This window comes from Nocardiopsis moroccensis, assembly GCF_055763695.1.
Genome location: NZ_CP199747.1, coordinates 4,110,774 through 4,134,768 on the forward strand (window position 1 = coordinate 4,110,774; position 23,995 = coordinate 4,134,768).

Here is a 23,995-nt window from a genome sequence, read left to right on the forward strand (position 1 = left end):
GTGGTTCCAACGCGGTGCCCCTCGCTGGAGCAGCATCGTTCACGGCCGGCTTCGCCTCACCGCCGCAGCCGTACAGCAGGGGTCGCCTCCTCTTCGCACCGGAAAACAGGTGGACAGCCCGCACCCGGCCGGGTGAACCTGCTCGGATGACCACCCCCGAGATTCCCCCCTTGTACCGGGACACCGACTTCAACGGACCGCTCAACGACGAGCGGGCCGCCCGGCTGATCCGCTCACTCGGCCCCCTGGAGGGCCGCCGCGTCGTGGACGTCGGCTGCGGCTGGGCCGAACTCCTGCTGCGCACCCTGGCCAGTGAACCCACCGCGACCGGGTTCGGCATCGACCTCAACGAGGACTACATCCGGCTCGGCCGGGCCAACGCCGAGGAGCGCGGGCTGGCCGACCGGGTCGAACTGGTGACCGGGGACGTCGGCGGGTGGCGGGGCGAACCGGCGGACGCGGTGCTCAACATCGGCTCCACCCACGTGTGGGGCGGAGATCCCCGCACGCACACCGCGAACGCCCTGGCGGCCCTGGCCGACCTGGTGCGGCCCGGCGGCAGGGCGGCGTTCGGGGAGGTCTACTGGAGGCGACCGCCGACCGAAACCGAGATGGCGGCCATGCCGTTCATCCCCCGTGAGCAGTACCGCCCGCTGCCCGAGCTCGTGGACTTCGCGCTCTCGCACGGCTTCCGGCTGCTGGCGCTGGCGGAGACCACCGTGGACGAGTGGGACGAGTTCGAGAACCGGCACTGCCTGGGCTGGGAGGAGTGGCTCCTGGAGAACCCCGGCTCCCCCGACTTCGAGGAGGTCCGCGACCGGGCCGACCGGCACCGGCACGCCCGTGTCCACGGCCAGAGGGAGACCATGGGCTTCGCCTACCTGACCCTGCTCCGGGTCTGATCCGGGGTCGCACCGGCACGCACCCGCGGGCTGCCGGGGACGGAACCCCGGAACCGCGGCCCCCGGGAGCGCGGGGGTGAGGGGGCTCGACCGGGAGCGGGCGCTGTGGACACCCGACGCTCACGGCCGGAGGCTGCCCCCCCCCCTGGCAGGGGTGGTCGCGGGCGGGATCAGGCGGGCACGGCCTGTGGCCGGCCAGGCCACGGGTGCGGACGCGGTTCCGGGCACATGACCCGGTTCCGGGCACACGAAAGGTGCGGCCCTCAGAAGAAGCGCAGGCGTTCCCGCTCCTGGCGTTCGGCGTTCTCGACGTAGACGCGGTCGCCCTGGGCCATGACCGACTCCAGGTAGGCGTACACCTGGAGGGCCCGGTTGATGACGTCGGTCTGCGTGTCACCCGTGGTGGCGACGGCCTCCTCCAACGCCTTGGTGGAGCGCGCGGTCAGGTTCACGGTGACACGCGCCGAGGGCGCGCCCGTCCTGCGCCCGGCCGGACGGCCGCGGCCCTGGGAGGCATCGGTGAGTTCGCTTCCTGTGCTCCTGGGTGACATGACACAACCTCGTTCTCTGGCTTGACGGCAGCGGACTCGATCAGCGGGGAGCCGCGGAGAAAGCCGGAAGCACCGCGCGGGTGACATGCGGGAAGGGCGGGGCAGCGCAGGCCGACAGGGCACGGCGGCAGGGCTCGGACCACCGGCCAGCGCCCCGCCACGAGGACCCCGCCCGTCATCACACGGGCCGGGAAACCCCCGCGGCCTGAACTCGTCCACCGCCAATGCGCCCTCCGGAATCCTGTCCACGTCATTGATCAGATTAGGAGGAGTGTATCAACCTGACACGAGATGCTGTCAATGCATCTTCCATCATCATGATCAATGTATCTAACGAGCCTCCATGGTAATGTGCACGATGTGGACACTCGGCGCTCAGGCGTCACCGGCGCCGTACGGACAGGCCCCCACCGACCCCGGAACGGCGCCCCCTGTACCTCGACGGCTGGAGGTTGGTTTATGGGAGAACCCCGGGGACAGCTCCCGCAGGAGCGGGAGACTCGGGTTGAGACCCACACCGAGGAGATCCGTCTCGATGACGAGTCTCCGCGCACGCGGGCCGACGTCGACTTCGACAGAACCCCCGTGTCCTACGGGATGGAGGCGGGCATCGGCACGGAGGGGGCCTGGGGCCGCTTCCACGGAAGGGCCAGGGCGGGCTCCACGGCCGAGAGGGCGTCGGCCTCGCTCCTCACACTGACCGGAACCGTCCTCCCCCCGCTGGCACTCGGCGGCCTGGCCCACGTCGCCGGAGCCCCCGCGGTGGTCACACTGGCCCTGGCCGGAGCCGTGTGGATACTCGCCACCCTGGTGGCGGTCCACATCACCCGCACCCGCTGAACCACCGGGTCCGGCCCCCCGGGGCCGGGCCCCGAGAACCGTCCGAGGGCCCTCACGCTCCCGTACCGCTAACGTCGGGCCATGGACCTCGCAACGCTTGTCGGGAACGCGCGCCTGGACGGGATCGGACGGTTCTCGGTGGGCGCGATCGTCCACCGGGACGGCCGGATCCTGCTGCTCCGCCGCCGACCGGACGACACCTCCTACCCCGGGACGGAGGACCTGCCCTCCGGAGGGGTGGAGCACGGTGAGGGCCTCCGCGAGGGACTGGAGCGCGAACTCGCCGAGGAGATCGGCCGCCCGCCGGGGCCGCCCGCCCTGGACCCCTTCGTCACCTGGTTCGACTACGACTCCCGAAGCGGGATCCGCACCCGCCAGTTCACCTTCGCCCTGCCCCACGACGGCTCCCCCGTGGTGCTGTCCGGAGAACACACCGCGTTCCGCTGGGCGCCCGCCGGAGAGTACCCGGACAGCGACCTCACCCCCCGGTTGCGGGAGGCTGTCCGGGACTGGCTCGACAGCCGCTGATCCGTTCCCAGAGCCCGCTCCGCCGAATCTTGGCACGCCCTTGGGCGCGTCGCCCGCCCTCTTCGGGTACCCAGACCAGCGTGGGCGGGCCCGGACGGGGGCACCGCGGGCCGACGACGGGGGAGAGCATGAGCACAGGACCTGATACCGACACCCTGGTGGTCTTCGGGATCACCGGTGACCTCGCGAAGAAGTACCTGATGCCCTCCCTCTACCGCCTGGAGGAGAGGAACGAGCTGCGCGCCCGGATCGTCGGGGTGGCCAGGTCCGACTGGGACACCGCGGCCCTACGCCGACGGACCCGCGACGCGGTGGCCGAACACCTCGCCGAGTCCTCCTCCGGACCCGACTCCGCCGACGAGTCCGTCCTCCAGGGGCTGACCGACCGGATGACCATGGTCACGGGCGACCTCAACGACTCCCGGACCTACGCCGAGCTGGGCGAGGCCCTGCACGAGGACTCCCACACCACCCACTACCTCGCGGTTCCCCCCGCCCTGTTCACGACGGTCGCCCGGTCCCTGGCCGAGGCCGGGCTCAACCGGGACGCTCGCCTGGTGGTGGAGAAACCCTTCGGCCACGACCTCGCCTCGGCGCGCGAACTCCACCGGGAACTCCTGTCCTGCTTCTCCTCTGACCACCTGTACCTGGTCGACCACTTCCTGGGAGAGGAGCCCGTGCGCGGGCTGCCGCTGACCCGTTTCGGCAACACCCTGCTGGAGCCCGTGTGGAACCGGGGGTTCGTCGACAACGTGCAGATCACCATGGCCGAGGACTTCGGGGTGGCGGACCGGGGCTCGTTCTACGACGCCACCGGGGCGGTCCGGGACGTGTTCCAGAACCACCTGCTCCAGGTCTTCGCGCTGCTCACCATGGACGCCCCCGTGTCCACCGGGCCCTCGGCGCTCAAGGACGAGAAGCTGCGCCTGCTGCGCGCCGTCCGCACCCTCGAACCGGCCGACACCGTCCGCGGCCGCTACCACGGCTATCTCGACACGGCAGGGGTGCGGCCCGGCTCCACCACCGAGACCTTCTTCGCACTGCGCATGCTGGTGGACAACCCGCGCTGGGCGGGGGTGCCGTTCTACGTGCGCTCCGGCAAACACATGCCGCTCACCTCCTGGGAGGCGGTGGCCGAGCTCAAACGGCCCGCCGTCGACCTCTACCCGGGACCGCCCAACCTCGTCCGGTTCCAACTGGAGCCGCGGGCGGGCCTGACCTTGGAGATGCTGCTGAACGAGCCGGGGGCGGAGAGCGGCTCCCCGGCACGGCTGGTGCTCGGCGCCGACGTCGGACGCCAGCTCGGCCGGGGCCGCGAGGCCTACGACCACGTGCTGCACGGGGCTTTGACCGGTGACCCGGAGCAGTTCGTGCGCTTCGACGTGGTGGAGGAGTCCTGGCGGATCGTCGATCCGGTGGTGGACCTGGCGACGGAGCCCCAACCCTACGCCCGCGGCTCCCACGGACCGGGGTCGGCGCAGACGCTCCCCGGCTCCGGGGGGTGGCATCCGCTGGCCGAGGAGGTCCGTCCGGGCGGCCGGGCCCGGTAACGGCGAAACCGGGCGGCCCCCTGCGGGGACCGCCCGGTCGTCGCGGGCGAGGTCGCGTATCCGGACCTCATGCGCCTACGGGCCCGAGGGCCCGGGTGTCACGGACCTGCTAGAAGTCCATGCCGCCCATGCCACCGGTCGGGTCGCCGGCCGGGGCCGCCGCCTTCTCCGGCTTCTCGGCGATGACGGCCTCGGTGGTCAGGAACAGACCAGCGATGGAGGACGCGTTCTGCAGAGCGGAACGGGTGACCTTGGTCGGGTCGATGACGCCGTCCTTGAACAGGTCGGTGTACTCGCCGGTGGCGGCGTTGAGGCCGAAACCGGGCTCCAGGTTCTTGACCCGGTCCGCCACGACGCCGCCCTCGAGGCCGGCGTTGACCGCGATCTGCTTCAGCGGCTCGGCGATGGCGCGACGCACGATGTCGGCGCCGATGGCCTCGTCGCCCTCGAGCTCCAGCTTCGCGAACGCGGGGACGCTGGCCTGCAGCAGCGCGACGCCACCGCCGGGCAGGATGCCCTCCTCGACCGCGGCCTTGGCGTTGCGGACGGCGTCCTCGATGCGGTGCTTGCGCTCCTTGAGCTCCACCTCGGTGGCGGCACCGGCCTTGATGACGGCCACGCCGCCGGCCAGACGCGCGAGACGCTCCTGGAGCTTCTCACGGTCGTAGTCGGAGTCGGTGCGCTCGATCTCGTTGCGGATCTCGTTCACGCGACCGGCGATGGCGGTGGCGTCACCGGCACCGTCGACGATGGTGGTCTCGTCCTTGGTGACGACGACCTTGCGGGCGCGGCCCAGCAGCTCCAGCTCGGTGTTCTCGAGCTTGAGGCCGACCTCCTCGGTGATGACCTGGCCGCCGGTCAGCACGGCGATGTCGCCGAGCTGGGCCTTGCGGCGGTCACCGAAGCCCGGGGCCTTGACGGCGACGGACTTGAAGGTGCCGCGGATCTTGTTGACCACGAGGGTCTGCAGGGCGCCGTCGGCGACGTCCTCGGCGATGACCATCAGCGGGCGGCCGGACTGCAGGACCTTCTCGACAACGGGCAGGAACTCGTTGTTGTTGGAGATCTTGGAGTTGACGATGAGGATGTAGGGGTCCTCGAGGACCGTCTCCATGCGCTCGAGGTCGGTGGCGAAGTAGGGCGAGATGTAGCCCTTGTCGAAGCGCATGCCCTCGGCGAGCTCCAGCTCGAGCCCGAAGGTCTGCCCCTCCTCGACGGTGATGACGCCTTCCTTGCCGACCTTGTCCATCGCCTCGGCGATGGTCTCACCGATCTGGGTGTCACCGGCGGAGATGGAGGCGGTGGAGGCGATCTGCTCCTTGGTCTCGACGTCCTTCGAGAGGTTGCCGAGCTCCTCGTTGATGCGGGCCACGGCGGACTCGATGCCGCGCTTGAGGCCGATCGGGTTGGCGCCGGCGGCGACGTTGCGCAGACCCTCGCGGACGAGGGCCTGGGCCAGGACGGTGGCGGTGGTCGTACCGTCACCGGCGACGTCGTCCGTCTTCTTGGCGACCTCCTTGACCAGCTCGGCCCCGATCTTCTCCCAGGGGTCCTCGAGCTCGATCTCCTTGGCGATGGAGACACCGTCGTTGGTGATCGTGGGGGCGCCCCACTTCTTCTCCAGAACGACGTTGCGACCCTTCGGGCCGAGCGTGACCTTCACGGCGTCCGCGAGCTGGTTCATGCCACGCTCGAGGCCGCGACGGGCCTCCTCGTCGAACGCGATCAGTTTGGCTGCCATTGAGTTCTTGTCCTCCCGTGACCGGGCTGATACGCGATGGGACGAGGCGTGCGCCCGCGACGGACGACCGCGTCCTGGCCGGCAACCCTGCTGCCGGAGGGCCACGGTCTCGCAGCCTCGATCCGGTTAGCACTCGGTAGAGGTGAGTGCTAACCACTCCCTTTTTTAGCACTCGGCCATGGAGAGTGCAAACGATGTGGTCACGATTTCCCTACCCCCGAGCATGCCTCCCACCTGCACAGACAGCCTGTTATCTGGTGATTTGAGCGTTCGGCGAACAGATGACGAACCCTGGGCGCGCACTCGAGGGGATCCCCGTGGGGCCCACAGGTCCCACCGGCCCCACGGGCCCCGTCAAGGCCCCGGGCAGGCGCCACGGGGGTCAGGTGCTCAGGCGACGCAGGGAGCGCGCACCCGCCGCCGGCACCACCCCGCTGCTCCCGAAACAGCCAAACCGCGGTGATCTTGCTACCAGAAGCAAGTTCGGCGCCGATTTCGCCCCTGGTAGCAAGATCACCGCGGGTAGGGGCCCGGACACGTGGAGGGGGCGGGTGCCGTCGGCACCCGCCCCCTCCACACGGTTCGTGTGATCAGCAGCCCCCGGCGACCGCGGGGATGATCGAGACCTGCTGGCCGTCCTTGACCTCGGTCTGCAGGCCCTTCTCGAAGCGGACGTCCTCGTCACCGACGTAGACGTTGACGAAGCGGCGGACCTTGCCGTTGTCGTCGAGGATGCGGGCGCGGATGCCCGGGTGGTTGGCCTCCAGGTCGTCGAGGATCTCGGCGAGGGTGCCGCCCTCGGCGGTGACCTCGGAGGCGTCGTCGGTGTAGGTGCGCAGGATGGTCGGCACGCGGACGCTGGCGCTCATGGTGTTCGTACTCCTGGGAAGTGGGTGCGGCGGGATACGGCCGGGGCTGCGGTTCAGGCCAGGCCCTCGGCCTTGAAGGCGTCCAGGGACGGCTTGATCGTGGCGGTGACGCCCGAGTCGACGGCGTTGAGGGTCTTGAGCCCGTCACCGGTGTTGACGATGACCGTCTCGGCCTCGGGGTCGAGCCTGCCCTCACGCACCAGCTTGCACAGGACGCCGGTGGTCACACCGCCCGCCGTCTCGGCGAAGACGCCCTCGGTCCGGGCGAGGAGCTTGATGGCGTCGACGATCTCGTCGTCGCCCACGTGCTCGACCGAGCCGCCGGTGCGCTGGGCGATGTCCAGCACGTACGGGCCGTCCGCGGGGTTGCCGATCGCCAGGGACTTGGCGATGGTGTCCGGCTTGACCGGCTGGATCACGTCGTGGCCGTTCTCCCAGGCCTTGGCGACCGGAGAGCAGCCGGTGGCCTGCGCGCCGAACACCTTGTAGGGGCGGTCCTCGACCAGGCCGACCCTGATCAGCTCCTGGAACCCCTTGTCGATCTTGGTGAGCTGGGAGCCGGAGGCGATCGGGATGACGATCTGCTCGGGCAGGCGCCAGCCGAGCTGCTCGGCGATCTCGTAGGCCAGCGTCTTGGAGCCCTCGGCGTAGTAGGGGCGCAGGTTGACGTTGGTGAAGCCCCAGCTCTCCCCGGCCTCGTCCCCGATGAGCTCGGAGCAGAAGCGGTTGACGTCGTCGTAGTTGCCGTCGATGGCGACGACCTTGCCGCCGTACACGGCGGCCATGACGACCTTGCCCTCCTCCAGTCCGGCCGGGATGAACACGCACGACTCGAAGCCGGCCCGTGCGGCGGCGGCGCCCACGGCGCCGGCGAGGTTGCCGGTGGAGGAGCAGGAGAGGGTGGTGAAGCCGAAGGTGCGGGCGGCCTCGACGGCGATCGCGACCACGCGGTCCTTGAAGGAGTGCGTGGGGTTGGCCGAGTCGTCCTTGACGTGCAGGGACCTCAGGCCGAGTTCGGCGGCGAGGCGGTCGGCGCGCACCAGCGGGGTGAAGCCGGGGTTCATGTTCGGCAGCTCGGCCACGTTGTCGGGGACCGGCAGGAGGGAGCGGTAGCGCCAGATGTTCTTGGGGCCGCTCTCGATCTCCTCGCGGGTGACGTTCCCGAAGTCGTAGGCGATCTCCAGGGGGCCGAAACAGAACTGACAGGCGAAGATCGGTGTGAGTTCGTACCGCTCGCCGCACTCCCGGCAGGACAGGGCGGTTCCGGGTCCGAAGGCGCGAACGGAGGTGGGTTCAGCGGCGGTAATCGCCATGGCGAGGCGTCTCCCCTCATCTTTCCTGGTGGCCACCTTGACCCCAGGCCGGAGTTGGCACCTGCCTCGAGGGGTCCGCGATGGTCGCGTCCACATGTCGAGATGGTTGCCGGGGCTTCGCAGGGCCGGTCCCTCCACCCCTCTGGATGAGCAATATGAAGTTGTCGCACTTCCACTCGGGGAGCGCACCGTCACTGTAACGGACGTGTTGACCGTTTTTCCACGACGGGTGACCCGGATTACACCATCCTTCTCATATTGTGAGACGCGATGAGACGGCGCCGGTCGCGGGACCGCCGCCGTACCCGCCGTGTTTCCGCCCTGTGACGGTCTCCACCATTGACCTCGGGGGTGTTTGGGGCCCCTGTCCACAGGCGAGACCTAGGGGCATGTTCCGCGGGCGCACAGCCCGCCGCGTAACGCCCCGGGGGAAGCGTCCCACTCCCCGCCACCACATCCGTGATTTTCTCGAGAGGACGACCACGTGGACAAGGCCCAGATCCTCATCGCCTCCAACAGGGGGCCGGTCTCCTTCTCCACCGCCGACGACGGCTCCCTGGAGCACCGGCGCGGCGGTGGCGGCCTGGTCTCGGGGATGATCTCCGTGGCCACCGAGATCGACAGCCTCTGGGTGTGTGCCGCCCTGTCCGACACCGACCGGCGGGCCGCGGCCGAGGCCCCGCAGGCCCGTCTGGACAAGGCGCACGATCTCGACGGCATGCGTGTTCACATGCTGGACATTCCGGAGGACACCCTCGCGGGCGCCTACACCGGGGTGGCCAACTCGACCCTGTGGTTCGTCCAGCACATGCTGTACGACACCCCGAACAAGCCCTCCTTCGGCTCGGAGTTCCGCAAGCTCTGGGAGGACTACACCGCCTACAACGACGCCTTCGCCGAGGCCCTGGTCAGCGGTGCCGCCGACAACGCCCGCGTGGCCGTGCAGGACTACCACCTGGCACTGGTACCGCGCCTGTTGCGGACGCGCCGCCCCGACCTGCGGATCGCGCACTTCTCGCACACCCCGTGGGCGCCGCCGGAGTACTTCCGCATGCTGCCCGCCCAGGTGGCCCGGGAGCTGCTGGAGGGCATGCTGGGCGCGGACCGGCTGGGTTTCCTGAGCCCGCGCTGGGCCGACGCGTTCCTGCGCTGCTGTGCCGAGATCCTGCGCGCCGACGTGGACCTCGAACAGCGCACGGTGGAGCACGGGGGCCGGATCGTCGAGGTGGGCGTGCACGCCCTGGGCGCGGACGAGGAGGGACTCCGGGCGAGCGCCGCGGAGCCCGCCGTGGCGGACCGGCGCCGGACGCTGCGCGAGGCGGTGGGCGAGACCCGGCTGATCGTGCGGGTGGACCGCACCGAGCTGTCCAAGAACATCGTGCGCGGGCTGGAGGCGTACCGGGAGCTGCTGCGGGCGCACCCCGAGTGGCGGGGTCGAGTCACCCACCTGGCGTTCGCCTACCCGAGCCGCGGCGACGTGCCCGAGTACCGCGAGTACACGGACTCGGTGCTCCGCCTCGTCAAGGAGATCAACGAGGAGTTCTCCACCCCCGAGTGGACGCCCCTGGTCCTGGAGGTCAACGACGACTACCCGCGTTCGCTGGCCTCGTTCCAGATGGCCGACGTGCTGCTGGTGAACCCGATCCGGGACGGTATGAACCTGGTCGCCAAGGAGGGGCCGGTCCTGTCCGAACAGGACTCCGTGCTGGTGCTGTCCCGTGAGGCGGGCGCCGCCGACGAACTGGGCGAGGGCGCGCTGCTGGTCAACCCCTACGACACCGTGGAGACCGCCGAGGCGCTGCACCGGGCCCTGTCGATGCCCGAGGCGGAGCGCCGCAAGCGCCGGGAGCAGTTGGCGGAGGCAGCCGTGGCGCTGCCGCCGCGCCGCTGGTTCCAGGACCAGCTGCGCTCGCTGGGGCTGCGCTCCTGAGGTGTGTGCGGTCCGCCCGTCCGGGGCAGGGTCGCGGGGCCGTGTCCCTCACCGGACACGCCCTGCGGCGGTGTCCGGGACTCAGCCGGTCCCGGCGCTCCCGGCCCGACGGGCCTCGGCCTCGTCGAGGAGTTCGGTGATGATGCCGGTCTTGGCGTCGGCGTAGTCCTGGATCCTGTCCCAGGTGTGCTCGGCGAGCTCGCGCTTGACGGCGGTGTAGCGTTCCCGCGCCCCGGTGTCCTCGGTGAGGTGGTCGCGGAAGAGCCGCATGCGGTCGATCTCCGCGCACCCCTCGGTGAACACGTGCAGGTTGATGTTGACGCCCGGCCCCTTGAGGACCCGGTGCTCGTACCAGTCGGGTTCGCGGATGGCCAGGGAGTACCCGGCGGCCTCCAGGTCGGGGAGGTAGGCGGCCTCGTCCGCGGAGTCGGCGACCGCCAGGAGCAGGTCGAGGCAGGGTTTGGCGGCCAGGCCGGGAACAGAGGTGGACCCGACGTGGTCCAGGGACAGGACCCGATCGCCCAGGACGCCGCGGAGCCGCCCCTCCTCCTGCCTGAACAGGTAGGGCCACTTCGGGTCGGGGTCGCAGATGTGCACACGACCGTTCACGAGATGGTGTGACCGGGGGTCTGCTCCGATCACCTTTTCTCCTCGCGAGGGCAGAGAGGGCGTTTCGAGGGAGGACATTCACAAAGCCTTGTCCGCTGCGGTGCGCGAGTCAAGACCCTCCGTGTCGCTTACATATGCACGCGCAGATTTTGCATGACAGACCGTTGACCAGGCATGACCGTACGCGATGGTAAAGCCGGAGGGGCACCCGAAGGGCTCCTGGGACCGTCCCGGGCGGGTGCTCGGAACCCTGTCGGCCGCACGGGGCCGCGGCCGTCCGCCGCGGCGCCCGCGCCCCTACCCCCTGCGGCGCCGGCCGCCCTTCCTGCGCCGCGAGGGGCGCTCCTCGGCCCGGGCCCGCTCGGCCCGCTCGGCGGCCAGCTCCTCGTCCTGGGTCCGCCGCTCGGCTGCCACGCCGTAGGGGTCCTTGCTGGAACGGCGCACCCACAGCGCCAGAAGGATCACGACCATGGCGAGGACGACGCCGGCCAGGGCGAACCAGATCCACACCGGCACGTCCGGGGAGTCCTCCTCGACCAGGTCCTCGTCGAGGAGCGGGTTCTCCTGCGCCACATCGGCGGCCAGGGCGGCAGCGCCGGGAAGGTTCAGGAGCGGCAGCCCCTCCGTACCCTGCGGAGCGCCCCCGACCAGCGCTTCACGGACCTGTTCCGGGGCGAGTTGCGGATACTCGGCCCGCAGCAGCGCGGCCGCCCCGGCGGCCACGGCGGCCGCGTAGGGGGTTCCGGTCACCTCGTTCAGCCCCATGTCCGTACCGGCCGCCTCCAGTGCGGCCCCGGGAGCGAGGAGTTCGACGGACGAGGTTTCGGGCGAGTCCGGGACGAGTTCCCCGTTCTCGTCCACACCGCCCACGGCGAGGACGTTCGGGTCCTGCTCACCGCCGGCGGGGGCGACGACGAGGGTCCCGCCGCGGGCCGCCTCCGCGGTGGCCTCCGACTGGTCCTCGTCGGTACCGATCTCCTCCGGCAACAGGACGACCTGGGCGCCCGCGTCCACGGCGTAGCGGATCGCACCGGGCAGGTCGTCGCCGGGCAGCACCAGCAGTTCGGCCTCCGGGGCGACGCCCAGGACCCCGCCGTCCGCGTCCATGCCGTGTCCGTGCCCCGCGACCAGGGAGGCCGCGGCCGTGCCCTGTTCGGTGTCGGTGCCGTTACCGCCGAACTCGGTGTCCACCTCCAGGTTGTCCCGGATATCGGGGTGTTCCTCGTTCACGGAGACACCGGGCAGGGCCACGGTGAGGCCCTGGCCCCGGGTGGACTCCCAGACCTCCTGCGCCCCGACGGACTGCAAAGCCCACTGCTCCGGCCGGAAGTCGGGGACCCCGTCGGCGGCGGCTGGAACCGCCGTCAGTCCCAGTACGGTGAGCGCCGCGCAGGCCCCCGCCGCGGCGCCCAGCAGATGGCGCGTGTGTGTCCTGTTACGGCTGTTGCCCCCGAGCACGTCAGGCTCCCTCGAACGTTGCGGTCGGCATTCCGCCGGGCCCTCCCCGGACCCTCGCAATTCTGTCATGGGCACAGGATTCAGGCTTGGACAAGTGGCTTGGAGGGTAGGAAACGTAACTGTATCCCTGGTGCCAGTCCTGGGTTTTCCGTTCCTCATCCGGCATGTCGAGTCGCTAGCATGAGTCGCGCCGATCCGGACAAACCAATTACCCGTCCAGGGGGTGTCCCATGCCGCATATCGGTCCGCCCGAAGGCAGTCAGTCGGCCCTCGCCGAACGCGAACAGCGCATCCTCGCCTTCGAACGCCAGTGGTGGAAGTTCGAGGGCTCCAAGGAACAGGCGATCCGTGACGAGTTCGGGTTCTCCGCGACCCGGTACTACCAACTGCTCAACGGACTGGTCGAGCGCCCCGAGGCGCTCGCCTTCGACCCCATGACCGTCAAACGTCTGCGTCGGCTGCGCGCCGACCGCCGACGCCAACGCAACGCGCGCCAGTTGGGCATCCACCTCTGACCGGCGTCCCGAGTGCGGCCGCCCGGGAAACCCCCGAGCCCGCACGCACCGACCCGCGCGTTCCCCGTCGGCGGCCACCGCCCCGTCCGGGCCCGCACACGCGCGCCCTCCCCATCGACAGCGACAGGGTCCTGCCTTGCCTCAGCCCCGACAGCACGGAACGCCCGAGCGGAACAGGCCGGGCGGTCCGCACGCACAGAACGAACCGACCGGTGGGAACGGACTGCCCGAGCCCGCCACCCCGACCGGACGGGCCGCGCTCGAAGCACTGCTCACCGAGCCCGCGCGGGCACTGTTCGCCTTCGACTTCGACGGCACCCTGGCGCCCATCGTCGCCGACCCGCGCGACTCCGCCCCCCAACCCGGGATCGTGGCCGCGCTGACCGAGCTGGCCGACCTGGTGGGCACCGTCGCGGTGATCACCGGGCGCGGCGCCGCCACCGCGGTGGACCTCGGCGGCCTGGACCGGGTACCCGGTATCACCGTGCTCGGACACTACGGCGCCGAGCGCTGGTCCGACGGCCGTGTGGTGGCCGCCGACCCGCCGCCCGGGGTGGCCCTGGTCCGGGCCGAGCTCCCGGGCCTGGTGGACGCCTCCGGCGCGCCGGAGGGCACCTGGATCGAGGACAAGGGCCGCTCGTTGGCCGTGCACACCCGGCGCACCGCCGACCCCGACAGGGCACTGGAGCTGCTGGGCGGTCCCCTGGCGGAGCTGGCCGAACGCGCGGGGCTCAAGGTGGAGCCCGGGCGGATGGTGCTCGAGCTCCGCCCACAGGGTGTGGACAAGGGTGCGGCCCTCACCTCCCTGGTGGAGGAGAGGGGCGCGCTCCACGTCCTCTACGCCGGTGACGACCTGGGCGACCTGCCCGCCTTCGAGGCGGTGGCCGCGCTGCGTACGCGTGGCGTGTCCGGCCTGACGGTGTGCTCCTCCTCCGAGGAGGTCACCGCGGTGGCCGACGCCGCCGACCTGGTCGTCCCCGGACCCGCCGGACTGGCCGAACTGCTCGGCCGCCTCACGGAGAGGATTCGTGGGCTTGCGGCGTGAGCGCCGAACGCGCGGCCGCGCGCAGGTCCACCAGCCCGGTGCGGTCGCGCCCGTAGTGCACGGCGTTGGTGAGCACGCCGACGTACCGTCCGCTCTCCGGGTGCATGAACAGGCTCGTCCCGGTGAAACCGTTGTGGTAGACCACCCCCTCCGGGGTGACCAACCAGGCCAGTCCTCTCGAGAGCCGAGCGCCCGCGTCCACCTGCGGTGACCAGCTCTCCCGAACGAACGACCCGGGAACGGCACCGGCACCGCCCTCGTGCAGGCGGAGCATCTCCCGGGCGTAGGCGCCCAGGTCGATCGCGGTGCTGAACACCCCGGCGTGCCCCGCAACGCCGCCCATCAGCGCGGCCGCCTCGTCGTGCACCACGCCCCAGGAGGGCGCCGCGCCGACGAGGCGGCGCTCGGTCGGCGCCACGCTGGGTGACCTGGCCAACGGGCCGTAGGCGGTGGACCGCATGCCCAGGTCGTCCCACAGGCTCGCGGCCAGCCGGTCCAGTCCCTTGCCGTACAACCGTTCCAGGAGCAGCCCGAGCAGGATGAACCCGCGGTCGACGTACTGGTAACCGGGCTCCTCCAACGGATCCGCCAGAATCGCCTCGGCCAGGTCCTGGTCGGTGCCCACGTAGCGCTCCAACCAGGTGACCTGGTTGAGTCGGCTCGTGTGGGTGAGGATCTGCCATGTCGTCACCCAGGCGCCCGGCAGGTCCTCACCCGGAAAGTACTCCGACATCGGAGCGTTCAGGTCCAGGGCCCCCTCGGCGACCGCCCGGCCCACCAGGGGCCAGGTCGCCATCACCTTCGTCAGGCTCGCGACGTCGTAGGACACGTCCGGTGCCGTGTCGTGTTCGCTGTCGGTCCGCCCGACCGCCACGAACTCCCACATGCCCCCGGTCCCGACCACGGCGGTCCCGCCCGGAAGCCAGCCCGCGTCCACCATCACCTTCAGGACACCGCGGATCCGCGCCCCAGTCTCCGTGAGCCAGTCACCATCACGCACAACACGCCTCCCCCCGAGCGGTCTACCCCACACTCGGCGGATACCCCGTTCGCTCCGCCTTGTCACACCCGGACCGTCTCCGCACAGTACGAAACCCCCACAGGTCACGGCCGTAACCGGGGCTTTTGGGCGTGGCGAAGTAGGCTTGCGCCCACGAAGCTCCGAGGAGGACGATGAGCAGCAAGACCCCCGTTCCCGCAGGTTTCGTCGGCGTGGCCGGCAACATCGGGATCAAGGACCCCAAGGACGACTTCTTCGCGGTGGTCTCGCAGGCCCCGGCGGTGGTCTCCGCCGTGTTCACCCGGTCCCGGTTCGCCGGCCCGAGCGTCAGGCTCAGCCGGGCGGCCGCGGCGGACGGACACGCCCGCGGGGTCACGGTGATCGCCCGAAACGCCAACGTGGCGACCGGCCAGATCGGGACGGCCGACGCCCGTGAGGTCCAGGAGGGCGTGGCCCGAGCCGCCGGTGTCGACCCCGACGACCTCCTGATCGCCTCCACCGGGGTCATCGGCCGCCCCTACCCCATGGAGAAGGTCCGCTCCTACCTGGACGGTCTGCCCACGGAGTTCCCCCCTGCCGACCTGGACCGCTCCGCCGCGGCCATGATGACCACCGACACCCACCCCAAGATCGCGACCGCCACGGTGGGCGGGGCGACCCTCACCGGGATCGCCAAGGGTGTCGGCATGATCGAGCCCGACATGGCGACCATGCTGACCTGGTTCTTCACCGACGCCGAGCTGGAGCAGCCGGTTCTGGACGCGGTGTTCCGCCGGGTCGTGGACCGGACCTTCAACGCCCTGAGCATCGACACCGACACCTCCACCAGCGACTCCGCGGCGGTTTTCGCCAACGGACTGGCCGGGCCGGTGGAGGCCGCCGAGTTCGAGGCCGCCCTGTACGAGGTGGCGTTGAAGCTCGTCCGGATGATCGCCTCCGACGGCGAGGGCGCGGGCAAGCTCGTCGAGGTCCGGGTCACCGGGGCTCGCGACGACGCGCAGGCCAAGCGGATCGGTAAGGCCGTGGTGAACTCGCCCCTGGTCAAGACGGCGGTGCACGGCGCCGACCCCAACTGGGGCCGGGTCGCGATGGCCGTGGGCAAGTGCTCCGAGGAGACCGACATCCATCCGGAGAACGTACGGATCGTGTTCGGGGACGTGGAGACCTTCCCGGCAGAGGCCACCGAGGAGACCCTGGAGCGCGCCGCCCGGCATATGAAGGGCGACGAGGTGGTGATCGGCGTCGACCTGGGCATCGCCGAGGGTGCGTTCACCGTCTACGGCTGTGACCTGACCGAGGGCTACATCAGGATCAACGCCGACTACACGACCTGAACCGCGCCGCTCGGCGTGCCCGCGCGGCACCGCGCGCCGGGACCGGCACGCGGTGCCGCGGTGCCGATCCCGACGGACGGGGCGAATGCAGTGCTGTTCTCGCCCCGGGCGCCCCGTCCGTAGCGGGGCCCGCGGCCCCTCGGGTGGTCAGAGGCCGACGACCTCCGGGTGGGCCGCACCCCGGACAGCTTCTCTGGCCTGTTCGGGCCCCTCGGCGGTGAGTGCGAGTTCGGCGAGTTCGCGGCATTCGGCGCGGGTGTGCCGGGCCAGGGCGTAGCGCACAGCGGGCAGTGCGGGCGGTGCCGCGGACAGGCTCGTCACACCGAGCCCCACCAGCACCAGTGCGAGTAGCGGGTCGGCGGCGGCCTCACCGCACACACCCACCGGCCGCCCCAGCCGCTCCCCCGCCCCGCCCGTGCTCCCTACCAGGCTCAGCAGCGCGGGCTGCCAGGGGTCGAGCAGGTCGGGCAGGGCACCCAGGGTGCGATCCGCGGCCATCGTGTACTGCGCGAGGTCGTTGGTGCCCACGGACACGAAGTCCACCCGGGGCAGCAGGCGGTCCGCGAGCAGGGCCGCAGCGGGCACCTCCACCATCACCCCGACCTCCCCGATCCCGGCCGAGCGGGCCAGGTCCGCGAACTCGGCGGCCTCGGCGGGGGTCGACACCATCGGCGCCATCACCCGGACCCGCGCCGCAGGCCCGGCGGTGCCGACGGCGCGCTCGGCGGCAGCGATCGCGGCGAGCTGGTCGGTGAGCAGGCCCGGGTGGACGCGCGCGGCCCGGAACCCCCGCACCCCCAGGGCCGGGTTGTCCTCCGGCCCGGTGGCGGCGAAGGCGAGCGGCTTGTCCGAGCCCGCGTCCAGGGTCCGCACCGTGACCACGCGTCCCGCGAAGGCCCGGAACAGCCGGGTGTAGACCTCGGTCTGCTCTGCGACGGTCGGCGGCTCGGCGCGGTCGAGGAAGAGGAACTCGGTACGCAGCAGGCCGATGCCCTCGCTGTCGTGTGCGGCCGCCTCCCCGGGGTCGCCCTCACCGGCGTTGAGCAGCAACGCCACGGGGACTCCGTCGGCGGTCCGCCCCGGCCCCGAGGACGCGCGGAGCAGGGTCCGGCGCCGCTCCGCGCGCCGCCGGACCCCTTCGGCGGCCTCCGGGTCCGGGGCGGTCTCGACCGTGCCCGCGTCCCCGTCCACCGCCACGACCGTGCCGTCGGCCAGGTTTTCCGCCCCCGCGCAGCCCACCACCGCGGGGATGCCCAAGGAGCGGGCGAGGATGACCGTGTGGCTGGTGGGGCCACCGAGCCGCGTGATGATCGCCAGGACCCGGTCACCGTCCAGGCGGACGGTGTCGGCGGGTGCCAGGTCCTCGGCGACCAGCACGTGGGGGTGGCCGGGGTCGGGCAGCCCGGGCATGGGCAGCCCCAGGAGCGCCGCCACGGCCCGGTCCCGAATGTCGGAGAGGTCGGCCGCGCGCTCGGCCAGGTAACCGCCGGCGGCCAGGAGAAGATCCTGGTAGCGACCGCACGCCCCCCACACGGCCCAGGCGGCGGCGCGGCCGTCCCGTACCCCCTCCTCGACCTGTCGTCGCAGCTCAGGGTCCCGGGCCATGAGCGCCTGGGCGTTGAGCACCGCGGCGGCATCGCCACCCAGGTCCGCGGCGCGCCCCTCCAGCTCGGCGGCCACACCATCCAGGGCGTCGCGCGCGGCCCCCGCCTCGGCCTCGGGGTCGGCGACCTCGGGTTCGCGGTCGGGGAGCGTCGGCGGGGCGGACATCCGGGCGACCGGGGCGACGGCACCGCCGGGCCCGGCCGCGATACCCGTCAGTACGGGAGCGGGGCGCGGGGCGTCGGCGGCGGGGGTCGGAACGGGTTCCGTCTGCTCCATGGGGTGCTCCTGTGACAGCTGGGGTCGGCGGTCGGGCGGCGGTCGGGCGGCGGTCGGGGCGGCCTGCGCACGGTGAGCGCCGGGTCGGGGACGCCTGCCGCGTCGTCGGGTCCTCCGGATTCCCCGACACACCAAGCCAACCCGGAATCGGCCCGGTCCGCCAGAGCGGATCCCGAATCTGTGGACAACTCGACCGGGATCGGGAGCACCCGGAGTACCGTGGGCGCGGGCGACAGCGCGCTCGCGGGCTTCCCCGCCCGGGAAGCGTCCCCGGGAGCGCCTGTGCCGGGCTCCGTCCTGGTGGGTCGCCGCCGCGTCCCCGCCCGGAACCACCGTCCCCCGACCCGACGACGCGGCCGCCGAGGGCGTCACCCCGGCGGCCGGACCCGATCCCCCGTGGTGGATCGGCAAGCTGTGACCGGGACCGGAAGTACCGGGCCCGCCCGACACCCTCCAAGGACTCACATGCCCGAGCGCACCGTTGTCATCGGATCCCAGTTGGGCCTGCACGCGCGGCCCGCAGCCCTGTTCGTCCAGGCGGTCAACGAGACCGGCCTGCCCGTGACGGTCGCCCGTCGGGGCCAGCAGCCGGTGGACGCGCGCAGCGTGCTCTCCGTGATGTCGATGGGCGCGTCCCACGGCGAGAGCGTGACCCTGAGCTGTGCGGACGAGGGCTCGGAGGAGGCCCTGGACGGCCTCGTCGACCTGCTGGCCAAGGAGCTCGACCCCCGATAGCCGCCCGGCCTCGGGGCGGGGAGGGCCCGCGGACGAGGGCCCTCCCCGCTCTTCCCCCGCTAATCCTCGATCCGGTGGATCCGGTGCTGCGCGGCCTGGGCCCGGGGGCGCACCACCAGCAGGTCGATGTTGACGTGCGGGGGCCGGGTGAGGGCCCACACGATGGTGTCGGCGACGTCCTCGGCGCTCAGCGGGTCGGGCACCCCGGCGTACACGGCCTCGGCCCGGTCCGCGTCACCGCGCAGGCGGTTGAGGGAGAACTCCTCGGTCTTGACCATGCCGGGCGCCACCTCCAGCACCCGGACCGGCTCCCCGCACAGCTCCAGGCGCAGGGTGGCGGCCAGCGTGTGGGCCCCGTGCTTGGCGGCCACGTAACCGCCGCCGCCCTCGTAGACCACGTGCCCGGCCACCGAGGAGACGAGCAGGACGGTGCCGTCGCCGCCGGCGATGAGTTTGGGCAGTAGGGCCTGGGTCATGTTGAGCACGCCCAGGACGTTGACCTCGTACATCCGCCGCCAGTCGGCGGGGTCGGCGGTGGCGACGGTCTCGGTGCCGATCGCGCCGCCCGCGTTGTTGACCAGCACGTCGCAGGAGTCCAGCGCCTCGGCGAAGGCGTCGACGGCGGCGCGGTCGGTGACGTCGAGGACCTGAGCCCGGGCCGAGTGGCCGTTCTCGGCAATTTCCTCGGCCAGCGCCTCGATCCGGTCGGCGCGGCGGGCGACCAGGACCACGTCGTAGCCCTCGGCGGCGAGCCCGCGCGCGGTGGCGGCACCGATCCCGCTGCTGGCTCCGGTGACAACCGCGGTCGCTGTCATGTGGTTCCTCCCAAGGTCAGGTGTCGCGCCGAGCGTATCCGGGGGCCGGACCCGGGGGCGGGGCGGGTGTGCCCCACGGGACCGGCGCCGGAACGGGTGTTCGCGGTCGGCGGCAGCGGCCGGGAAGCGGGGGACCTCCTCGGCCACCCGCCTCCCCAATAGGAAACGTTGCGTTTTCTACAGCGTTGGGCTAGCTTCTTAGGAAACACACCGTTCTCTAAAGACGAGGAATGGAGGTCCGCAGTGAGTGCTGGCAACGCGGTGGAACCGGCGGAGAACCGGAGATCCGTGGCCCCCGCCCTGCCCGGGCTCCTGCTGGTGATGCTGCTGGCCCCGCTGGACCAGACCTCCGTCGTCCCGGCCCTGCCGGAGATCGCGGGGGAACTGGGCGGGCTGGACCAGATGCCCGCCGTCATCACCGCCTACCTGGTCGCCGCCACCGCCGTGCTCCCGGTCTACGGCAGGCTCGGTGACCGCTTCGGACGCAAACCGCTGCTCCTGATCGCCCTGGCCCTCTTCGTCCTCGGCGCGCTGCTGTGCGCCCTGGCCGCCTCGTTCCCGGTGTTCGTGGGCGCCCGGGTGCTCCAGGGCGTGGGCGGCGGCGGGCTGATGATCGGCGGCCAGGCCACCCTCGCCGAGATCATCAGCCCTCGGGAGCGCGGCCGTTACCTGGGAATCATCGGCGTGTTCGCCGTGCTGCCCGCTGTGGGCGGACCGCTGCTCGGCGGGGTGCTGGTCGACCTGTTCTCCTGGCGGTGGGTCTTCGCCGTCCACCTTCCGCTGGGCGTGATCGCCTTCGCCGTTCTCGCCCTGACCCTCCGCCTGCCCCGGCCGACCGCCCGGCAACCGGTCGACCTGTTCGGAGCCGCCGCGCTCGCCGCGACCGTGGTCGGCGCCGTGCTCCTGGCCGACCTGCTCGCCGGGAACGGGCCAGGGCCGGGATGGGCGGCCCCGGCACTGGCCGGGGCGACCCTGACCGCCCTGCTGCTGTGGCTGGTCTCGGCCCGCCTGGCCCGGGACCCCGTGCTACCGCTCCGGCTGCTGCGCCGTCGGGGGTTCGTCGTCCCGGTCCTGCTCAGCTTCACGGTGGGGTTCGCGCTCTTCGGCACCCTCACCTACGTACCGCCCTTCGCCCAGATGGGGCTGGGTACCACCGCCACCGGGGCGGGGTTCCTGGTCACCGCGCTGATGGCGGGCGCGCTGATCGCCATGACCGTCTCGGGGCGGCTGATCACCCGCAGCGGCCGGTACTGGTGGTCCCCGGTCACCGGCACCGCGCTGATGGCCCTGGGCTCGCTACTGCTCGGCCTGGTCGGGCCCGCCGGGGGCGTTCCCGGCCTGGTGGCGATGCTGTTCCTGACCGGTCTGGGGGTCGGGCTGGTGATGCAGGTGGTGATGCTCGCCGCGCAGAACGCCACCGACCCCGCCGACCTCGGGGCGGTCACCTCCTCCGTGCTCTTCCTGAGACAGGTCGGCGCCAGCGTGGGCGTAGCCCTGATGGGCGCGCTGGTCACCCGCTCCTTCACCGAACGCGTTCCCTCCGGGGTCGCCGACCGCGGCAGCCTCACCCCGGAGGCCGTCGCCGCACTGCCGGCACCCGCGCGGGAGCTGGTGGAGACCGCCTTCGGCGCCGCCGTGCCGGCGGCGATCCTGACCGTGGCACCCCTGCTGGGGTTGGCCTTCCTCCTGGCGCTGGCCCTGCCGGCGCTCCCGCTGCGCACCCGTGCGCAGACCGAACTCCTCAAGGAGAACCCGTGACATCCACCGCCGCAACCCGTATCCCGTTCGTCGCGCCGCTGGACGCCTTCGGCGCCGACGACCTCCCCACCGTCGGCGGCAAGGCCGCCAACCTGGGCGAACTGCTGCGCGCCGGGCTGCCGGTACCCGAGGGCTTCGTGGTGACCACCGAGGCCTACGCCGCCGTCGTCGAGTCCGTGCGCCTGGCGGATCTGGTCGCCGCCGTGGAGGACGGGGCCGGGGAGGGCACCGGCGAGGCCCCCGGTCCACGGCCCGGGCCCGCGGACCTGCGCGCCGCGGTGGCGGGCGCAGCCCTGCCCGAGGGGCTGCGCGAACGCATCGTCGCCGCCTACCGGCGCCTGGGCGGGGACGTACCGGTGGCGGTCCGCTCCAGCGCCACCGCCGAGGACCTGCCCGGCGCCGCCTTCGCCGGACAGCAGGACACCTACCTCAACGTGGTCGGCACCGAGGCCGTGGTGGACGCCGTCCGCCGCTGCTGGGCCTCGCTGTGGACCGACCGGGCGGTGGCCTACCGCCGGGAGCGGGCGGTGGACCAGACGGAGGTCCGGATCGCCGTCGTCGTGCAGGCCATGGTCGACTCCGAGGTGGCCGGGGTGATGTTCACCGCCGACCCGGTGAGCGGGGCGCGCGACCGGATCGTCGTGGACGCGGGGGCGGGCCTGGGCGAGGCGGTGGTGTCCGGGCTGGTCACCCCCGACCACTACCTGCTGGACGAGCGCGGCGGGGTCGTGGAGTGGGCCCCGGGGCGCGGTGAGGTGGTGATCCGCTCGGTCGAGGGCGGCGGGGTCCGCCAGGAGGACCGGTCGGCGGGGGAACCCGCCCGTTCCGGGGGGCCGGGGGCCGCCTCCGGCGGCGCGCCGGACGCGCCCGACGGCGGAGCGGGCGCGAGGGAGGCCCTGCTCTCCGAGGGGCAGCTGTCCGTCCTGGCCGCGCACGCGCGGACCATCGCCGAACACTTCGGGCGCCCCCAGGACATCGAGTGGGCCCTGTCCGGCCAGCGGTTCCGGATCGTGCAGGCGCGGCCGATGACCGCGCTGCCGCCGCCACCCGTAGCGCTCAACCGGCGCCAGCGGTTCCAGGCGGCCATCCTCACCGAGTACCTCCCGGTCCGCCCCTACCCCATGGACATGAGCACCTGGCTGGAGCACGGCCCCACCGGGATGATGCGGGAGGTCACCTCGTACTACGGCCTGAGGGGGACCTTCGAGGACTACCTGCGCGAGGAGGACGGCGTGGTCGTCCAGCTCGTCCCGCCCTCCCCGCGCCCGGGACCGCGCATGCTGCTCACCCCCTGGAGGCTGGCCCGCAGGGCCCGACGGTTCCGGACCGCCGACTGGACCGCGGACCCGAGGCTGGCGGGGTTCCTCTCCGAGGCCGACGCCCTGGACGCCCTGGACCTGCCCGCTCTGCCGTGGGCCGAGCTGGTCGGGGTGCCCGCGCGGGCTCTGGCGCTGATGGCCCCCTGCCGGGACCTGCGGATCGACTACCTGCCCGGCAGCGGGCTGGCCCTCGCCCGGATGGCGCTGGCCACCCGTCTCCTGGGCCGCCGGGAACTGCTCGCCGACCTGCTGGGCGGGGCCCGCACCCGTACCGAGGACTCGAACGAGGCGCTGCGGGCGCTGGCCGACCGGGCGCGGGCCGTACCCGGGCTGCGCCGACTGTTCGCCGAACGGGAACCGGCCGAGGTCCTGGCCGCGCTCGGGGAGGGGACCGGCACCGGGTTCGCGGAGTTCCGTGACGGCCTCGAATCCTTCCTGCGCGAGTACGGGCGGCGGGAGACCGCGTCTCCGCTGCTGGTCAGCCCGCCGACGCTGGTCGAGTCCCCCGAGGTCGTGCTGGGCCTGGTGCGCTCCCTGCTCGACCAGCCCGAGGGGGCCCGGGACACCGCCTCCCGGTCCGCGCGGGCGCTGGAGCGGCTGCTCGAACACCCGCTGCTGCGCGGGCGCCGTGCCCGGGCCCGCGTCGAGCGGTGGCTGCGGGCCGCGCGGGACGGGGTGGCCTTCCGCGAGGACAGCCACTTCTACTTCACCGCGAGCCTGCCGACCCTGCGCCGCTCCCTGTTGGAGATCGGGGAGCGGCTCCGGGGCGCGGGGGTCCTGGAGGAGGCCTTCGACGTCTTCCACCTGCGGCTGGAGGAGGTGGTGGAGGTCGGGGACGTCACCGCGATCCCCGCGGCGCAGGCCGAGCGGCTGCGTTCCCTGACCCGGGGCCGGGCGGCCAAACGCGCCGAGATGTCCGGGGTGGCGCTGATCGACCACGCCCGGGTCTTCCCCCGCCGGGACACCGGTGACGCGCTGGTCGCGGGCTCCCCCGCCAGCTCCGGCACGGTGACCGGCCCGGTCCGGGTCATCCGCGGGGCCGAGGACTTCCACCGTCTGCGCGAGGGTGACGTCCTGGTCTGCCCGTACACCAACCCGGCGTGGACCCCGCTGTTCCAGCGGGCGGCGGCGGTGGTGGTCGACTCCGGGGCGATCGCCTCGCACGCCGCGATCGTGGCCCGCGAGTACGGCATCCCGGCGGTGATGGGCACCGGTACCGGGACCACCGTCCTCACCGACGGGGAGTCGGTGACCGTGGACGGCGGCAGCGGCCGCGTCAGCAGGGCTTCGTAGGATGCGAGC

General features: G+C 72.3%; 20 protein-coding genes and 1 riboswitch. Of the genes, 11 read left to right on the forward strand and 9 right to left on the reverse strand.

Features of this window, described 5'->3' with window-relative positions:
* The first annotated feature begins 146 nt into the window (after positions 1-146).
* On the forward strand, positions 147-902 hold the full coding sequence (locus ACUKCB_RS18275; RefSeq protein WP_473036821.1) for an SAM-dependent methyltransferase: 756 nt from the start codon (positions 147-149) through the stop codon (positions 900-902).
* A gap of 263 nt (positions 903-1,165) precedes the next feature.
* Here ACUKCB_RS18275 and ACUKCB_RS18280 read toward each other — a convergent pair whose 3' ends face one another.
* Positions 1,166-1,453 carry a ribbon-helix-helix domain-containing protein gene (locus tag ACUKCB_RS18280; RefSeq protein ID WP_191268917.1) on the reverse strand — a complete coding sequence of 96 codons (288 nt, stop codon included), beginning with the start codon at positions 1,451-1,453 and terminating at the stop codon, positions 1,166-1,168.
* Positions 1,454-1,912: 459 nt separating this feature from the next.
* Between ACUKCB_RS18280 and ACUKCB_RS18285 the strand changes: the two genes are divergently transcribed.
* The 3 genes from ACUKCB_RS18285 (at position 1,913) to zwf (ending at position 4,371) form a co-directional block, all read left to right on the forward strand.
* The gene (locus ACUKCB_RS18285) at positions 1,913-2,293 is read left to right on the forward strand and encodes a hypothetical protein (protein WP_473036822.1); all 381 of its coding nucleotides are present in this window, start codon (positions 1,913-1,915) and stop codon (positions 2,291-2,293) included.
* Between the two features lie 81 nt (positions 2,294-2,374).
* Positions 2,375-2,821 carry an NUDIX domain-containing protein gene (locus ACUKCB_RS18290; RefSeq protein ID WP_473036823.1) on the forward strand — a complete coding sequence of 149 codons (447 nt, stop codon included), beginning with the start codon at positions 2,375-2,377 and terminating at the stop codon, positions 2,819-2,821.
* A gap of 128 nt (positions 2,822-2,949) precedes the next feature.
* Positions 2,950-4,371 (forward strand): glucose-6-phosphate dehydrogenase, encoded by a 1,422-nt coding sequence (gene zwf / locus ACUKCB_RS18295; RefSeq protein ID WP_473036825.1) that lies wholly within the window; start codon positions 2,950-2,952, stop codon positions 4,369-4,371.
* Between the two features lie 109 nt (positions 4,372-4,480).
* Here zwf and groL read toward each other — a convergent pair whose 3' ends face one another.
* The 3 genes from groL to thrC all read right to left on the reverse strand — a co-directional run bounded on the left by groL (position 4,481) and on the right by thrC (position 8,294).
* Positions 4,481-6,112, reverse strand: coding sequence for a chaperonin GroEL (groL, locus tag ACUKCB_RS18300; RefSeq protein WP_191268925.1), 1,632 nt, complete (start codon positions 6,110-6,112; stop codon positions 4,481-4,483).
* Between the two features lie 590 nt (positions 6,113-6,702).
* Positions 6,703-6,981 (reverse strand): ubiquitin-like small modifier protein 1, encoded by a 279-nt coding sequence (locus ACUKCB_RS18305; RefSeq protein WP_191276270.1) that lies wholly within the window; start codon positions 6,979-6,981, stop codon positions 6,703-6,705.
* 53 nt (positions 6,982-7,034) lie between these two features.
* A complete protein-coding gene (gene thrC / locus ACUKCB_RS18310) occupies positions 7,035-8,294 on the reverse strand; it encodes a threonine synthase (RefSeq protein WP_473036826.1) in 1,260 nt (419 codons plus the stop codon).
* 13 nt (positions 8,295-8,307) lie between these two features.
* Positions 8,308-8,447: riboswitch (SAM riboswitch) on the reverse strand.
* A 331-nt stretch (positions 8,448-8,778) separates the two neighbouring features.
* Here thrC and ACUKCB_RS18315 point away from each other — a divergent pair.
* Positions 8,779-10,224 carry an alpha,alpha-trehalose-phosphate synthase (UDP-forming) gene (locus tag ACUKCB_RS18315; protein ID WP_473036827.1) on the forward strand — a complete coding sequence of 482 codons (1,446 nt, stop codon included), beginning with the start codon at positions 8,779-8,781 and terminating at the stop codon, positions 10,222-10,224.
* A gap of 81 nt (positions 10,225-10,305) precedes the next feature.
* On the opposite strand, the gene ACUKCB_RS18320 is transcribed toward ACUKCB_RS18315, so the two are convergent.
* Both ACUKCB_RS18320 and ACUKCB_RS18325 read right to left on the reverse strand, forming a co-directional pair.
* Positions 10,306-10,911 carry a GrpB family protein gene (locus tag ACUKCB_RS18320; RefSeq protein WP_473036828.1) on the reverse strand — a complete coding sequence of 202 codons (606 nt, stop codon included), beginning with the start codon at positions 10,909-10,911 and terminating at the stop codon, positions 10,306-10,308.
* A 219-nt stretch (positions 10,912-11,130) separates the two neighbouring features.
* Positions 11,131-12,291, reverse strand: coding sequence for a S8 family serine peptidase (locus ACUKCB_RS18325; protein ID WP_473036829.1), 1,161 nt, complete (start codon positions 12,289-12,291; stop codon positions 11,131-11,133).
* A gap of 230 nt (positions 12,292-12,521) precedes the next feature.
* On the opposite strand from ACUKCB_RS18325, the gene ACUKCB_RS18330 reads away from it, so the two are divergent.
* Both ACUKCB_RS18330 and otsB read left to right on the forward strand, forming a co-directional pair.
* A complete protein-coding gene (locus ACUKCB_RS18330) occupies positions 12,522-12,806 on the forward strand; it encodes a DUF3263 domain-containing protein (RefSeq protein ID WP_473036830.1) in 285 nt (94 codons plus the stop codon).
* Positions 12,807-13,029: 223 nt separating this feature from the next.
* A complete protein-coding gene (gene otsB, locus ACUKCB_RS18335) occupies positions 13,030-13,851 on the forward strand; it encodes a trehalose-phosphatase (RefSeq protein WP_473041065.1) in 822 nt (273 codons plus the stop codon).
* Here the strand turns inward: otsB and ACUKCB_RS18340 are convergent.
* Positions 13,820-14,851 carry a serine hydrolase domain-containing protein gene (locus ACUKCB_RS18340; protein ID WP_473036831.1) on the reverse strand — a complete coding sequence of 344 codons (1,032 nt, stop codon included), beginning with the start codon at positions 14,849-14,851 and terminating at the stop codon, positions 13,820-13,822. The genes otsB and ACUKCB_RS18340 overlap by 32 nt on opposite strands.
* A gap of 173 nt (positions 14,852-15,024) precedes the next feature.
* Between ACUKCB_RS18340 and argJ the strand changes: the two genes are divergently transcribed.
* A complete protein-coding gene (gene argJ / locus ACUKCB_RS18345) occupies positions 15,025-16,185 on the forward strand; it encodes a bifunctional glutamate N-acetyltransferase/amino-acid acetyltransferase ArgJ (protein ID WP_473036832.1) in 1,161 nt (386 codons plus the stop codon).
* 147 nt (positions 16,186-16,332) lie between these two features.
* On the opposite strand, the gene ACUKCB_RS18350 is transcribed toward argJ, so the two are convergent.
* Complete coding sequence (locus ACUKCB_RS18350; protein WP_473036833.1) at positions 16,333-18,066, reverse strand: phosphoenolpyruvate--protein phosphotransferase; 1,734 nt, start codon at positions 18,064-18,066, stop codon at positions 16,333-16,335.
* A gap of 465 nt (positions 18,067-18,531) precedes the next feature.
* Here ACUKCB_RS18350 and ACUKCB_RS18355 point away from each other — a divergent pair, with 465 nt between their 5' ends.
* A complete protein-coding gene (locus ACUKCB_RS18355; RefSeq protein ID WP_473036834.1) occupies positions 18,532-18,801 on the forward strand; it encodes an HPr family phosphocarrier protein in 270 nt (89 codons plus the stop codon).
* A 59-nt stretch (positions 18,802-18,860) separates the two neighbouring features.
* Here the strand turns inward: ACUKCB_RS18355 and ACUKCB_RS18360 are convergent, their stop codons facing one another.
* A complete protein-coding gene (locus ACUKCB_RS18360) occupies positions 18,861-19,616 on the reverse strand; it encodes an SDR family NAD(P)-dependent oxidoreductase (protein ID WP_473036835.1) in 756 nt (251 codons plus the stop codon).
* A 243-nt stretch (positions 19,617-19,859) separates the two neighbouring features.
* On the opposite strand from ACUKCB_RS18360, the gene ACUKCB_RS18365 reads away from it, so the two are divergent.
* Complete coding sequence (locus ACUKCB_RS18365) at positions 19,860-21,374, forward strand: MFS transporter (protein ID WP_473036836.1); 1,515 nt, start codon at positions 19,860-19,862, stop codon at positions 21,372-21,374.
* Positions 21,371-23,986 (forward strand): PEP/pyruvate-binding domain-containing protein, encoded by a 2,616-nt coding sequence (locus ACUKCB_RS18370; protein ID WP_473036837.1) that lies wholly within the window; start codon positions 21,371-21,373, stop codon positions 23,984-23,986. Before ACUKCB_RS18365 ends, ACUKCB_RS18370 begins: the two co-directional genes overlap by 4 nt.
* Positions 23,987-23,995: the final 9 nt, after the last annotated feature.

Excerpts from the sequence above, each read along its gene's own strand:
- ACUKCB_RS18275 (WP_473036821.1), top strand. The coding sequence starts at position 147 with ATGACCACCCCCGAGATTCCCCCCTTGTACCGGGACACCGACTTCAAC.
- ACUKCB_RS18280 (WP_191268917.1), bottom strand. The coding sequence starts at position 1,453 with ATGTCACCCAGGAGCACAGGAAGCGAACTCACCGATGCCTCCCAGGGC.
- ACUKCB_RS18285 (WP_473036822.1), top strand. The coding sequence starts at position 1,913 with ATGGGAGAACCCCGGGGACAGCTCCCGCAGGAGCGGGAGACTCGGGTT.
- ACUKCB_RS18290 (WP_473036823.1), top strand. The coding sequence starts at position 2,375 with ATGGACCTCGCAACGCTTGTCGGGAACGCGCGCCTGGACGGGATCGGA.
- zwf (WP_473036825.1), top strand. The coding sequence starts at position 2,950 with ATGAGCACAGGACCTGATACCGACACCCTGGTGGTCTTCGGGATCACC.
- groL (WP_191268925.1), bottom strand. The coding sequence starts at position 6,112 with ATGGCAGCCAAACTGATCGCGTTCGACGAGGAGGCCCGTCGCGGCCTC.
- ACUKCB_RS18305 (WP_191276270.1), bottom strand. The coding sequence starts at position 6,981 with ATGAGCGCCAGCGTCCGCGTGCCGACCATCCTGCGCACCTACACCGAC.
- thrC (WP_473036826.1), bottom strand. The coding sequence starts at position 8,294 with ATGGCGATTACCGCCGCTGAACCCACCTCCGTTCGCGCCTTCGGACCC.
- ACUKCB_RS18320 (WP_473036828.1), bottom strand. The coding sequence starts at position 10,911 with ATGTCCTCCCTCGAAACGCCCTCTCTGCCCTCGCGAGGAGAAAAGGTG.
- ACUKCB_RS18330 (WP_473036830.1), top strand. The coding sequence starts at position 12,522 with ATGCCGCATATCGGTCCGCCCGAAGGCAGTCAGTCGGCCCTCGCCGAA.
- argJ (WP_473036832.1), top strand. The coding sequence starts at position 15,025 with ATGAGCAGCAAGACCCCCGTTCCCGCAGGTTTCGTCGGCGTGGCCGGC.
- ACUKCB_RS18350 (WP_473036833.1), bottom strand. The coding sequence starts at position 18,066 with ATGGAGCAGACGGAACCCGTTCCGACCCCCGCCGCCGACGCCCCGCGC.
- ACUKCB_RS18355 (WP_473036834.1), top strand. The coding sequence starts at position 18,532 with ATGCCCGAGCGCACCGTTGTCATCGGATCCCAGTTGGGCCTGCACGCG.
- ACUKCB_RS18360 (WP_473036835.1), bottom strand. The coding sequence starts at position 19,616 with ATGACAGCGACCGCGGTTGTCACCGGAGCCAGCAGCGGGATCGGTGCC.